Here is a 13592-nt window from a genome sequence, read left to right as displayed (position 1 = left end):
AGTTGGACAAACAGGCAGAGCAGTTCAAGTTACCCGCCCGCCGAGAACGAAGTTACCCAAGGTGCATCAAAGCCAAACCACAGAAGTATGCGACGAGAAAACCTAGTAAAAACAATGCCAGTCAGGCTTAACTGACTGGCATTAGGCCCTCGGCCCCATTTTTCATCACGGCAGATCAGTTGCAGCTCGCCGCGCCCTGATCGACCCAGACGGCGGCCTTGCCGGGCTCATCGCCCTTGGTCCAGTACTGGGCCTTCCACTTGCGGCCGTTGTGGCTGGTGACATCACCGCCGTTGTAGACCACTCCGGCATCCCAACCCAGTTGCACCTGGCTCACCAGTTTCCACTGATCGGCGGTGCGGCTCGGCTCGTTGCCCTGGGTCCAATACTTGGCCTGCCACACCAGTTGCTTGTGGCTCACCTTGTCATTGGTGTTGTAGACGGTACCTGCACTCCAGGCCGGATGGTTGGCCGCATCCGGATCGCTGGCCTCGCAGCCACCACCTGTACTGGCCGGCTTGACGGTCAGGCGGGTAACGGCTGTGGCATCCAGCGCCCCGTCGGTGACCACCAGGGTCAGATCGTAGGCCGTATCACTGGTCACGTTCGAACCCGTTACCACCAGGGTCGCGCTGTCCAGACCGGTGGCGCTGAGCCCGGCCGGCACTGTCCACTGATAGCTCAGGGCATCACCATTGGGATCGGAAGCGGTGGCCTTGATGCTCACCTGCTTGCCGGCCTCGACGGTCGCACTGGCCGGTACGCTGACCACGGGGGGCAGGTTCGGCTGCGGCGCCTTGTTGGTGACCACCACCTGATCCTTGGCCGAGAGCCCCTGATCGTCGGTCACGGTCAGCTCGAACACCAGATTGATGTCGCTGCTGACGGCATCCAGTACCACACGGGCCTTGGCCTGGGTGGCATCCAGCAGGCTGGCCTGGGGTCCGGAGACCTGTTTCCAGCTGTAGGTCAGCGCCCCGTTTTCCGGATCGTGGGAGGCACTGCCGTTGAGGGTCACCTCGGCCGGGCCGGTGGCACTCAGATCGCTGCCGGCATTGGCAACCGGCGGCTTGTTGACCGGCGGCAGCGTACCCTCGCCGTGGCCCAGCCCCTCGTGCATGGCGTTGAGGATGTCGCCGTTGTCCGCATCAATTTCCCAGGCGAACAGACCGCCGAGCTGGTTCGCCAGCACGTACTGCCCCTTGGCCTTGACCGAGCGGTCGTTGTCGAAGGTAATGAGGTCGCCACTGCTGGCCTTGAAGACATAGGGGGCCTCGGCCGACTCGTCATAGCCCTGCTCCCAGCCTGCGCCCATGCGGTTGTTGACGATGTCGCGGTAATCCACTACGCCATTTTCCCAGGTACCGCTCACCGGTCCGGTAGCGGTGCCGGTGAAGGGGTTGCCGGCCTGGTAGTTCTTCACTCCGGTCCAGCCACGGCCATACATGGCCGCCCCCACCACAATCTTGCCCGGTGTCACCCCCTGACCCAGCAGCGCCTTGACGCCCTTGTCGGTGGTGTACTTGGTGGCCGGATCCCAGCTGGAGGCAAAGAGGTTGGTCTGGTGGGCCAGATTCGTCAGGTCGAAGGCGCCGCTGAAGTCGTAGCTCATCAGGAAGATGTGGTCCATGTACTGCTGGGCCGCCTGATAATCCACCTTGGCAATCTTGTCACCGCCGGCGCTGATGGCCGAGGTCAGCTCATACTGGCGGCCGGTCTCGGCTTCCAGTTCATCGAGCATGGCTCGCAACTCCTTCATCAGCACCACATAGGTGGCACCGTCATTCGGGCCGCCCAGGCTGGGGTTGGCCCCCTGTCCGCCCGGGAACTCCCAGTCGATGTCCACGCCGTCGAAGAATTTCCAGGTCTGCAGGAACTCTTTGACCGAGGCGACGAAGGTATCGCGCTTGGTCTTGTCACCCAGGAAATAGAAGGGATCGGAGAGGGTCCATCCGCCGACAGACGGCAGGATCTTAAGGTCCGGGTGGGCCTGTTTGAGAGCCATCAGGTTGCCGAAGTTGCCCTTGTAGGGCTCATCCCAGGCGCTGAGGTTGCCTTGGGACATCTGGATCGCCGCCCAGGGATCATGGATGGAGACCTTGAAGTCTTCGCGGCCCGCACAGGAGCGCTGCAACGCCTCGAAGCTGCCGGAGATCTCTTTGAGGCTGTCGTTGATGCCGTTGCCACCGCAGATGGGGGTGAAGCCGTAGAGGATATGGGTCAGGTTCTGGGCCGGGATCTTGTCCACGGTGAACTTGCGACCATAGACCCCCCACTCCACGTAGTAGGCCCCCACCACCTTGCCGGACTTGTTGGCGTAGGGCTTGTTGTTCTCCTTGAGGGGCGCATTGAGCGGCGCCAGGTGGCTGCCGTCGGTATCGGCGACCATCAGCTCCTTCTTGTCGGAGAGGGTGCAGCCATCGGCGTTGCACAGGGCCACCTGCATCTGGTAACGCCCCCCCTTGGTGACCTTGAAGTTGGCGGTACCCGCGGCGGAGGCCGGGCCTGACCACACCTCCTTGCCGTCGAGCAGTACCTTGGCGGTCTGTCCGACGTCACCGGACCAGAGGTTCCAGGTCACGCTGACGGGAGCGCCATCCTTGTGGACGGTCACCAGCTGGTTGTAGGCCGAAGCGGCCTGATTGACTTCAACGATGGCAAACTTGGTGGGGCCGGAGCCAATGGTGGGTTTGCCCGGGGCAGCGGCGAAGGCGGAGGTAGTGCAAAGCCCCCCGACCAGAAGCGCCAGCAGGGAAAGTTTTGGACTTAACATATTTGAACTTCCTTATTTCGTTATTGGAATTAACAACGAAAAAGGCAACGCAACCTGCCAGGTAACGCAGACAACATCGCAACCATGGCTTGGCCCATGGACGATACAACCTGTGGTGGCCCCGCTATCCTAGGTACGCAGACCCTTAGACCGGAAGCTTTGCGTCCCGGACTTTCATCCGGTTTGCCTTTTTGCACAACTTGATTTGCGACAAAAATAATCGCCGAATGACTATAGAGGAGAGTCGCCCGGGTGCCACCTGCCAAAAGTGACACCCAACAAGACTCAATTATCACCAAATCCGGAAAATGGCGACGAAATAGGCATCATCATCGTCGATCATGGCGCCTGGATGGCATCAAAAAAATGTTCAGCCAATGCTCGATTCTGTGAGACCAGTCACTGAACCGGCATCAGCAGGCTGTTCATCAGGGCGCGCAGCTTGAGAGGTTTGACCGGTTTGCTCACGTAGCCAAAGCCGTGCTCACGGATCTGTGCCTGCAACTCGCTCTTGCGATCCGCACTGATGATGATGCCGCCGATACCGTTGCCGTGGGCCAGCCTGATCATGTGCAGCGCCTGCAACCCGGTCTTGCCGTCATCCAGGTGATAATCCGACAGCACCAGCGCAGGCAGGAAGCCGCCGCCGATGATCTCTTCCGCCTGCTCCTGGCTCTGGGCACAGCGCACCTCGCAGCCCCAGCGTCCCAGCAGCGAGGCCATGGCGATGAGGATATCCTCCTCGTTGTCGATGCAGAGGATCCTGACCCCTTCCAGCTGGCTGTCCCGCAGGGCCGGGGTCGTCACCTGGCTGGGGATGACGGGCCGGGTCGCGAGGTTCAGGGTGATGGCAAAAACGGACCCCGCTCCGGGCCAGCTGCGCAGGGAGAGCTGATGACCCAGCACCAGCGAGATGCCGCGGGCAATGGCGAGCCCGAGGCCAAGCCCCTGCTCCCTGGCGGTGCGGGAGTGATCGAGGCGGGAAAACTCGTCGAAGATCGCCTCCTGCTTGCCCTCCGGGATACCGGGGCCGTTATCCCACACCTCGATGCGCACCTTCTCCCCCATGCGGCGACAGCCGAGCAGCACCCGACCGCCGGGGTTGTAGCGAAATGCGTTGGTGAGGAAGTTCTGCAACACCCGCCGCAGCAAGCGCACATCGCTGTAGACCGCAAGGCGGCTCTCCACCACGGAGAACTGGATCCCACCGGCCTGGGCCAGCACGCCGAATTCCGCCTTGAGATTGTCCAGCACATCGCTCAGGGCGAAATCGAGCTTCTTCGCCTTGAACTTGCCCGCCTCGAGGCGCGAGATGTCCAGCAGATCCGTGATGAGATCCTCGGTCGCCCCCAGGGCGTCGTCGATGTGGCGAGCGATGCGAGCCGGTTCGTCCTCCGGGGGCAGCATCTCCAGCAAGGAGGAGGTAAAGAGCTTGGCCGCGTTCAGCGGCTGGGTCAGGTCGTGGCTCACCGCCGCAAGGAACCGGCTCTTGGACTGGTTGGCCCGCTCCACCTGCTGGTTTACCAGCAGCAGTTGGCGGTTGAGTTCGGAGAGCTCGTGGGTGCGCTCGGCCACCCGCGCCTCCAGGTGCTCGTTCGCTTCCCGCAGCACCCGCTCCGCCGCCCTGAACGGGGTGATGTCGGTGAAGGTCATGACAAAGCCCCCCGCAGGCATGGGGTTGCCCTGCATCTCGATGACCCGGCCATCGGGACGCTCCCGCGCCGAGACATGGGGGCTGCCACGCTTCATGAAGGCAACCCGCCGCGCTACCTGGGCCTCGATGTCTCCCTGGCCGCACAACCCCTGTCCAGCGTTGTAGCGGATGATCTCCTCGATGGAACGGCCCACCTGAATGAGACCGGGGGGATAGGAGAATAGCTCGATGTAGCGTCGGTTCCAGGCCACCAGCCTGAGCTCCCTGTCCACCACGGAGATCCCCTGCCCCATGTGTTCGATTGCCCCCTGCAACAGGCCGCGGTTGAAGCGGAACATGTCGGAGGCCTCGTCCACTATGGTCGCGATCTCCTCGAGCTGCATGTTGCGTCCCTGCAGGGCAGAGGCTAGCACCAGGCGGGCGGACGAGGTACCGAATACCCCGGCCAGCAGTCGCTCCGTGTGGGCGATGAGCTCGGCGGAGGCCTGCATCTGGGGCGCCAGGGTGCCTCCCCGTTCGCCCGCGAAGCGGCCGAAGGCCCGCTTGACGCGGCTGGAACCGACGAAGCGGGCCGCCAGCATCTCCAGCTCCTTCACCGAGACCCGCGCATGATAAAGCGCCGAGGTATCCCGGCTCGTCTTGCCGACGAAGTTGGCTGCCTGCAGCCGCTCGCTCACCGCCGCCCGTGACAGCAGGGAGCCCGCCACATAGCCGGCGAGGTTGAGCAGAAGACTCAGGAAGAGGCACCAGGCCCCCAGGCTCAGATCCCGCACCGCCGGCCAGTCTGGGGGCGCCAGCAGGGCTTCGAGAGGGGAGCCAGCCAGCAGTCCGCTCTCCGCCAGCAGGGTCACGAACCAGAGGCTGACCCCGAGGGCGAGCCCGAGATAGACGCCCTTGCGATTGCCATGACGCCAGTACAGGCCGAGCAGCAGGGCCGGTGCGAACTGGGCCACGGCCCCGAACGAGAGATAGCCGATGCGCGACAGACTGGTGAGATCCCCGAGCCAGAGATAGAGCGCCCAGGCCGCCAGCAAAATCAGCAAGATGGCACCCCGACGCACCTGCAGCAGCAACCGCATCAGGCGCTCATCCCGCCCCTGTTGCCAGACCCGGCGCAGCAGGACCGGCAACACCAGATCGTTGCTCACCATGATGGCCAGGGCGATGGTGCAGACGATCACCATGCCGGTGGCCGCCGAGGTGCCGCCGAGAAATGCCAGCATCGCCATGCCGTCGAATCCGAGGGACATGGGGAGGCTTATCACATAGGTATCCGAGGCCATGTCTGCCCCGACCCACTGCTTGCCTGCCAGCGCCAGAGGCCAGATGAAGAGCCCCATCAGGAAGAGATAGAGGGGGAAGATCCAGCGGGCCCAGTGCAGATCCTGCCCCTGGTTGTTCTCCACCACGGTCACGTGAAACTGGCGCGGCAGGCAGATGACGGCGCACATGGCGATCAGGGTGTAGATGGCGAGCTCCAGCAGGCCGCCCGGCGTCACCGCCACCACCGCATCGAGGAAGTCGCCCGCCACCAGGGTACGCGCCTCGCTCGGTCTGGCGATGATGAGCCAGAGCGCAAAGCCCCCCACCGCCATGAAGGCGAGCAGCTTGACCACGGACTCGAAGGCGATGGCCACCACCATGCCCCTGTGGTGCTCGGTGGCATCCAGGTTGCGGGTGCCGAACAGAATGCTGAACAGGGCCAGCAGCAGGGTGACCCCCAGCGCCAGCTCCGCCATGTTGCTGGTGGGGCTGACCCCCGTGCTGTTGGCCATCAGCAGATCGAGCCCGGTGACGATCGCCTTGAGCTGCAGCACCAGATAGGGAAGTATCCCCATGACGGCGATGAGGCTGATCACCATGGCCAGGCGCTGGGACTTGCCATAACGGGCGGCAATGAAATCGGCGATGGAGGTGATGTGCTCGCGCTTGGCCACCAGGATGAGGCGGGCCAGCAGGCGCCAGCCAAACAGGAACACCAGCATGGGGCCCAGGTAGATGGGCACCGGCGACCAGGGGGATTCGCTGGCCTGGCCCACGGTGCCGAAGAAGGTCCAGGAGGTGCAATAGACCGCCAGCGACAGGCTGTAGAGCAGAGGCTGCCCCTTGGGGCGACGGCGCTTGTTCTTGTCCGCCACATAGGCGATGAGGAACAGCAAGCCCAGATAGGCGAGCGACAACCCGATCAGCAGCCATCCTTGGTGCATCTCTCTACTTCCCTTTTCCAGATAAGTCGGAGGCCTGCCGCGCCAGAGACCGGCAGACCTGTGTCATCGGCCCTGTTCAGGGCTCTCTTCACGCAGCCGCAACACGAAGACCGGCAGCACTACCAGCACCATGATAAAGAAGATGCCGCCCCCCAGCGGCTCGAACAGCACGCCGCAGATCGCCATCAGGGCCGCCACCGTCATGCCAAGGCCCAGGGCCGCATAGAGCGCCTGGGTGGGGATCTGCTGCTCCGCGGGCAACTGGCGGGTCATGAAGCGGATGGCGCCGAGGTGGCTGACGCAGAAGGTGACCCCGTGCAGCAGCTGGCCGAGCACCAGCACCGCCAGGTCGGTAGAACTGCCGAGCAGCACCCAGCGCACCACGCAGCCAAGGGCCCCCACCAGAAACAGCGTCTGGGCGCCGAAGCGCTGGAGGAAGCGCTTGTCCGCGGCGAACATGGCGATCTCCGCCACCACTCCCAGAGCCCAGAGATACCCGATCAGGGTGCCGCTGTAGCCGGCGCTCTTCCAGTAGATGGCGCTGAAACCGTAGTAGGCCGCGTGGCTCCCCTGCAGCAGGGCGGTGATGAGCAGGAAGCGGCGCACCGGGGCCGACCTGAGCGTGACGAGCAGCGAGGCCTTGGCCCGCTCCCCTTGCAGCTCCCGGGGGGCGGGTCGCAGCGGCAGCAGGCTGAGCCCCAGCATGATCAGCAGCCCGGCCACCATGGTGTGCAGCACCCAGTCGCTGCCAAAGTTGCCCACCAGGGCCCCCACCAGGGTGGAGGCGACGATAAAGGCAAAGGAGCCGCACAGCCGCACCTTGCCGTAGTCGAGGTGGGTCTGCACCACCATACGGGTGGCAAGCGCCTCTCCCATGGGCATCAGGGTCGGGTAGATGAAGTTGGCCGCCAGGGTCAGCACCACCAGCCACCAGAGGCTGTGGCCCAGATAGAAACCGAGGAAGGCCAGCAGACTCAGCAGACAGAGCAGCCGGGTGACGGGCAGCAACTGGCCGGCTCCCTTGACTCGCCCCATCACCATCAGGTTGCCGGCAAAGCGGATGGCCATGCCCACCCCTAGCAATAGCCCTATCTGTTCAGTACTCACCCCGATGCCTTCCAGCCAGAGCGACCAGAACGGCAGGTAGGCGCCATAAACGAAGTAGAAGGCACCAAAAAACAGGGCTAACCAGGAGAACGCGGGCATAGAGGCTCGGGCTGCATGACAAGGGGCACAAATGATAACCGATTTCGGGGCGGGGATCCCCAGGCGGCATGACAGATAAAAACCATAAATATCAATAAAGTTGAACCTTTGTCACATCCCCCTGTCTATTGGGTAACACCGCTTCCTGATGAGTGTTGCAATCCTTCCACCCGCCCCTGGCGGGTTTCTTTTTTGCAGACGCCGACCTTCATGACAAAAGGGGCCTGAGGGCCCCTTTTCCTTCATGCTGGTCCACGACCATCAGAACACGTACTTGACCCGTGCACTAAGGTTGCGGCCAGGCTCGGTCTGCTTGCTGGTATCTGCGGTGGCGGCAAGGCCAGTGATGCTCTCGTAGCTCACGAACTCCTTGTCAAACAGGTTGAACACCCCCACGTTGAGCTGCAGGTCCTGCACCGGCTTGAACTGGGCATAGAGATCCACCACGCCCCAGCCTGCGCTCTTGATGTTGTCGTTGCCTCGCGCATCCTTGCCCACCTTGTCCATGTCGTCGGCAAAGCGCAATGCGGTGTTGATGTTCCAGTTCGGCTGCTCCAGACGCACCCCGACGCTGCCGTTCAGGGGGCTCAGGCTGTTGATGTAGTTGCCCTCGCCATCCTTGCCCTCGATGTAGGCCAGGTTGCCCCAGACGTTGACCAGCTCGTTCAACCAGTAATCCGCCTTGGCCTCGGCCCCCTTGGTGGTCGCCTTGTCCAGGTTCTGGTACTGATAGAGGGCGGTACGGCCTTCGGTGCCCACGGCCGTCAGCTCGATGAAGTCGTCGAACTTGTTGTAGAAGGTGGCCACTTCATAGCTGAACCCGCCACGGCTGCCGCGCACCCCCAGATCGATGCCGTCGCTGCTCTCGGGCTTGAGGTTCGGGTTGGGCTCGATGCGATAGCCATATGCCTGGTGGTTCAGGGTCGAGAAGGCATTGTCATACATGGGGGTCTTGTAGCCGTGGCTGTACTGGGCGAACAGGTTGGCCGCCTCGTGCGCCTTGAACACCAGCCCCAGCTTGGGCGAGAACTCCCCTTCGGAGAAACGCTTGAGGTTCTCGCCGGTGTAGGCGGGATCCTGATCCGGGTTCATCCGGTAGTAGTCGTAGCGGGCTCCCGGCGTCAGCACCCAGCGCTCGCCGAACTTGATCTCGTCAAAGGCCCAGAGCGCACTGCGCTCGGTGGTGGTGGAGGGGAAGCTCAGCTCGTTGTAGCCGACGAAATCCCCCGGCACGGTCGGCGCCTTGAAGCGGGTGCGCTCGTTGTCGGTATGCTCGTATTCCAGGCCCCAGGCCAGACGCTGGCTGGCGAGCGCCTTGTTGAACTTCACCTGGGCGCCCAGGCTCTCCTGCTCGAAACCGTTGTGATCCAGGGAGTTCTTGGTCACATAGGGGTTGCCCGGCATGACCGGATACTTGGACGAAGCGTACTGATCCAGGGTCTGCTTGGCGCGGCTGTAGTAGATCTTGCTGTCCACGCGATCCGCCCAGGGGGCGTTCAGGGCGAGGCCATGATCCAGTACCAGGGAGAGGTTGTCGGTCTCCTTGTCGGTAATGGGCTGGTTGAAGACGGAGCCCGCCTTGGTCAGATCGATGGCATCCGGATCCTGCCCCTCGGTGAAGTAATCCACCGTCAGTTTTAGGAACTGATCATCGGAGAGATTCCACTTGCTCTTGAACAGCACGGCCTGGCTGACGATGTCGAACTCGTTCTTGTCGCCGTCATAATTCTGGGTGACACCGCCATCGCGCCAGGTGTAGCGCAGCAGGTTCTCGACATCCCCGGCGCGCAGCGCACCCGTGATGCCGGCCATTCTCTGGTGGCTGCTGGAGGCATAACCCGTGGTCGCATCCAGATAGCTGTCGCGGCCCTTGAGGAAGTCGCCAGCATCCTTGGTGGTGATGGCAATGACGCCTCCCAGGGCATCGGAACCGTAAGCGGCGGAGGCCGGCCCTTTGGCCACTTCCACCTGCTTGATCATATCGGTGTCGAAGTAGGTCTGACCCACGCCGCCGTTCTTGTAGGCATCGTTCTGGCGCACACCGTCCTGCACCACCTTGACCCGGTTTTCGCTCATGCCGCGAATGGTGAAGGTTTGGGCATCTCCTGCGCCTCCCTGCACACTCACCCCGGGCTCATAGCGGAACAGATCGGCGACGTTGCTGACGACCTGCTCTTCAATCTGCTCCGAGGTAATGACGGCGATGGGACCGGAAACATCTTCCAGCTTCTGTTCCATCCGGGAGCCGCTGACGACCATGACTTCATCGGCTTTCTTGTCTGCGGCGAAAGCGGGGGAGATCAGCCCGGCCGCCACGGCGAGGGCTATCAGGGAGGGGGTGTTGTTGTGCGCCACTGCAAAGTCCTTATTGAGAATTATTATCAAGCGGAAGGCATATTACCCCGGAAGAGACAAAGATCAATAATAAAGTGAATCATTCTCATTTCACTTTGTCATCATTCCCCCTTACACTGGCGCCACTTTTTGCTCGCCATGCCGCCATCCCATGGTGCAGCCTTTTCCCATCCCCTGTTTCTTGAGTGAGTAACCATGATCCGACGACTCCCCCTGCTCGCCCTGCCCCTGCTGCTGGCCGCCTGCGCCACCACGCCGCAGAACACCCCACCCGAGACCCTCTATGACGCACGGCTCGATACGGGCCAGGGGCAGGCGTTGACCTTCGAGCAGGCGGTGGCGCGGGTGGCGGATGCCGACATCGTGCTGGTGGGGGAGCTTCACACTCACCCGGCCATCCATCTGTTGCAGGCCCGTCTGCTGGCGGGGCTTGACGAGATGTCGCAGGCAGATGGCCGGGCCCTGGTGCTCTCCATGGAGCAGTTCAGCCGCGCCGATCAGCCGGTGCTGGATGCCTACCTGGCCGGACGCATCGGCGAATCGGCCCTCATTCGAGATGGCCATGCCTGGCCCAACTACCAGAGTGATTACCGCCCTCTGGTGGAGTTCGCCAAGGCACAGCACCTGCCAGTGATCGCCGCCAATGCCCCCAAACCTCTGGTGAGCTGCGTCGGTCAGGAGGGACCGGCCTGGCTCGACAAACTGCCGGCCAATCGCCGCAGCCAGCTTGCCCGCGAGCTGACTCTGGGGGATGACGGCTACCGCCAGAAGTTCATGGCCTCCATGCACCATGGGGATGCGGACGGCAACGCCCGTCGCTTCGCCGCCCAGACCAGCTGGGACGACACCATGGCCGAAAGCATGGTGGATTATCTGGGCAAGCATCCCGGCAGGCGCATCATGCATATCGCAGGCAACTTCCACGTGGAAGGGGGGCTCGGGATCGCCAGTCGCATCGCCAGCCGCAATCCGGCACTCAAGGTGGCACTCATCGTGCCGCAAACCGGTGACGAGACAGCACCCGGGAGAGACGCCGATGTCGGGGTCCACATCGCTCCCCTGCCGGAACGCTGGCTAAATGCAAAGGAAATGAAGCAAGATATGGGCGCACTGCATCAATCCCGAAGCCGTGACTGCAGCCAATGGTTGCAACCCTCAAAATAGCCCAAGGATTTCATATGGATGTGTTACTCGTCATCGACATGCAACAGGGGTTGTTCGATAACCCCCGCCATCAGGATGCCCAGGTCATCGCCAACATCAATCGTCTGGCCGATCGCGTGCGGGGCCACCACGGACGGGTCATCTATGTGCAACACGACGAACCGGGTTCCGAGCTGGAACCTGGCAGTGCTGGCTGGCAACTGCACGCCGATCTGGCCCCGTCTCCCCACGACAGCCGGGTGCGCAAGACCGCCTGTGACAGCTTCCTCGACACCGAGCTCGGCTTCCTGCTGGCAGAGCAGTCGGTAGACAGACTGCTCATCTGCGGCTGTGCCACCGACTTTTGCGTCGATACCACGTTGCGCAGCGCCGCCGCCAGGGGCTTTGACGCCTTTGCGGTGACCGACGCCCATACCACGGCGGACAGGCCGCACCTGAGTGCGGAGCAGATCATCCAGCACCACCACTTCATGTGGCGGCATCTGAGCCTGCCTCAAGGAAGAAGCGTGACCCTGCTCACGACGGATGAGCTGCTGGCCACCATTTAACCCGAGCGGGCGTGTTAAGCTGCCCGTCCTGATGTGAACACCCGATTGGAGTCTTGTGTGCGTCTACTCTCTGCCGTTGCCCTCACGCTGCTGTTACCGGCGCTCACCGCCTGCTCCGGATTGCCGGGGGCAGCCCCCGATGGCCCGGCCCCCCTGTTCCACACCCATATCAGCGACGACGGGAGCAAGCGCTTCACCTTCGAGGCCGCCCCTCTCGACGTCCTGCCCACCCGGTTGCAGGAGGGAGATGACAACCGGCTGAGCCGCCGCGACAAGAGCTTGCTGGAACGCCGGGAAGCCCTGCAGGACGAGCAGCTCACCCAGATGCTGGCCACGCGCAAGTATTGCCGAAGCGGCTATATCGTCCTCAGCCAGACCTCCTGGAAGATCCGCGGGGAATGCAACGAGAGCGCCACCCAGGCCGATCGCGATGCCTTCCCCAACCAGGCAGGCTGGCAGGAGTAACCCGGGACATAACAACAAAACGGGCAGCCCAGGCTGCCCGTTTCTCATCTCGCTGATTGTCCCCTCAAACGGGTTCATCCGCCGGGCTGGTCAGCTCGGCGCCGTTGTCGATGCGTTTGTGTCCTTCCACCAGGTGAACGAAGTCAACCAGCTCGTCGCCGGAGACACGGAATGCCTGACCGAATCCCTTGACGAACAGTCCCTGCTCGGGCTTGAGCCGAAACAGCACGAAGTCCTTGAGGTTGGAGAGCCCTTTGACGATCTCGCCGAAACGCCCTTCCAGCGCCGCAACGGCCTTCTCCCAGCGTGCGTCGTCGCGCGCCACCACCTCGGCGACCGCATCGAAGGTCAGACGCTTGCGGGCAAACAGCTCGCGGGCCCCGGTTTCGTCCTCGATCAGCATCAGCGATACCTTGGGCACCTGTTGCAGGTTGCGGGCGTGGCGAGCTATCTCGGAGATGAGCACATAGTATCCATCTTCCTGCAGCACGAAGGGGGCATAGCTGGCATTGGGGTTGCCTTCGCCATCTACAGTGGCGAGCTGCAGGGTACGGCAACCGTCGCGGAACTCGCGGATCTCCGGTTGCAGGCGGTTTTGCAGGCGCTCCTGACGTTCACTCATGCTTTCACTTCCTCTTGATACTGACGGCGCAGGGCCATGAAACGCTCCACCTGCTCAGGCAGCAGTTGACGCTGCTCGTCCCGGCCCAGGTAGATCTTGAAAATGCAGCGGCCACTGTGGCCGAAGAACTGGAAGGAGTGCCCCTCCTTGCCCATGAAGAGCTTGCTGACCAGGGCGATGCCCGCCACGTTGTCGAGCTTGAGGTGGCCGTGCAGTTCGCCGTCCCGCCCCATCAGGTTGTAGTAGCCGCGCGCGTTCTTGCCCTTGGGGAAGGGAGCCTTCACCTCGAAGATGGAGCCATCGGATTCGACGATGGTGGTCACCTGACCCCAGTTGGACAAGTCCGCCAGCAGGGCTTCGGCCTCCCCGGCCGGCACTTGCGTCATCAGGGCGGCAGGCAGATGGCGTACCACCTCCCACTCGCTGACGGCCAGCTCGGTGGCGAGGGTGGACGGGTGGGCGCTGGGGTCTTGCTCCAGCAGCGCGTGAATGCGTTGTGCAATGCTCATCGGTTCTCCCTGGATGATCTGGCGATGGTGCTCGGTGTCGCGGCGGATACTGTAATAAAGCGCCCCAAGTAACGCAATTGATAATCGCT

Annotated in this window: 9 protein-coding genes and 1 riboswitch; of the genes, 3 read left to right on the top strand and 6 right to left on the bottom strand. The window is 62.8% G+C overall.

All coding sequences use genetic code 11. The annotated features are described in order from the left end of the window. Nucleotides 1-175: 175 nt before the first annotated feature. From MUW49_RS11360 to MUW49_RS11345, 4 genes are all read right to left on the bottom strand, one after another. On the bottom strand, nucleotides 176-2773 hold the full coding sequence (locus MUW49_RS11360) for a glycosyl hydrolase family 18 protein (RefSeq protein ID WP_043152616.1): 2598 nt from the start codon (nucleotides 2771-2773) through the stop codon (nucleotides 176-178). Nucleotides 2774-2884: 111 nt separating this feature from the next. Continuing rightward, a riboswitch (cyclic di-GMP riboswitch) is annotated at nucleotides 2885-2971 on the bottom strand. A 201-nt stretch (nucleotides 2972-3172) separates the two neighbouring features. Then, nucleotides 3173-6634 (bottom strand): PAS domain-containing hybrid sensor histidine kinase/response regulator, encoded by a 3462-nt coding sequence (locus MUW49_RS11355; RefSeq protein WP_043152611.1) that lies wholly within the window; start codon nucleotides 6632-6634, stop codon nucleotides 3173-3175. Nucleotides 6635-6697: 63 nt separating this feature from the next. After that, complete coding sequence (locus tag MUW49_RS11350; protein ID WP_010673233.1) at nucleotides 6698-7840, bottom strand: 3-phenylpropionate MFS transporter; 1143 nt, start codon at nucleotides 7838-7840, stop codon at nucleotides 6698-6700. A gap of 261 nt (nucleotides 7841-8101) precedes the next feature. Then, nucleotides 8102-10195, bottom strand: a complete 2094-nt coding sequence (locus tag MUW49_RS11345; RefSeq protein ID WP_244812805.1) for a TonB-dependent hemoglobin/transferrin/lactoferrin family receptor — start codon at nucleotides 10193-10195, stop codon at nucleotides 8102-8104. Nucleotides 10196-10390: 195 nt separating this feature from the next. Between MUW49_RS11345 and MUW49_RS11340 the strand changes: the two genes are divergently transcribed. The 3 genes from MUW49_RS11340 to MUW49_RS11330 are packed head-to-tail and all read left to right on the top strand — an operon-like array spanning nucleotide 10391 to nucleotide 12372. Beyond that, nucleotides 10391-11359 carry a ChaN family lipoprotein gene (locus MUW49_RS11340; protein ID WP_223930081.1) on the top strand — a complete coding sequence of 323 codons (969 nt, stop codon included), beginning with the start codon at nucleotides 10391-10393 and terminating at the stop codon, nucleotides 11357-11359. Between the two features lie 14 nt (nucleotides 11360-11373). Then, complete coding sequence (locus MUW49_RS11335) at nucleotides 11374-11907, top strand: cysteine hydrolase family protein (RefSeq protein WP_134997919.1); 534 nt, start codon at nucleotides 11374-11376, stop codon at nucleotides 11905-11907. 57 nt (nucleotides 11908-11964) lie between these two features. Continuing rightward, nucleotides 11965-12372 (top strand): hypothetical protein, encoded by a 408-nt coding sequence (locus MUW49_RS11330; RefSeq protein WP_041211184.1) that lies wholly within the window; start codon nucleotides 11965-11967, stop codon nucleotides 12370-12372. Nucleotides 12373-12436: 64 nt separating this feature from the next. Here the strand turns inward: MUW49_RS11330 and hutZ are convergent, their stop codons facing one another. Continuing rightward, on the bottom strand, nucleotides 12437-12994 hold the full coding sequence (hutZ, locus tag MUW49_RS11325; RefSeq protein WP_010673228.1) for a heme utilization protein HutZ: 558 nt from the start codon (nucleotides 12992-12994) through the stop codon (nucleotides 12437-12439). Continuing rightward, entirely contained in the window at nucleotides 12991-13503 is a 513-nt protein-coding gene (gene hutX / locus MUW49_RS11320; protein WP_039040073.1) for a heme utilization cystosolic carrier protein HutX, read from the bottom strand. Before hutX ends, hutZ begins: the two co-directional genes overlap by 4 nt. Nucleotides 13504-13592 lie beyond the last annotated feature (89 nt).

The sequence above is a fragment of the Aeromonas sp. LsrichE-8G genome (assembly GCF_022869435.1).
Taxonomy (GTDB): Bacteria; Pseudomonadota; Gammaproteobacteria; order Enterobacterales; family Aeromonadaceae; genus Aeromonas; species Aeromonas caviae.
Note: the sequence above shows the minus strand (reverse complement) of the source record. Positions and strands in the feature narration are given on the sequence as shown.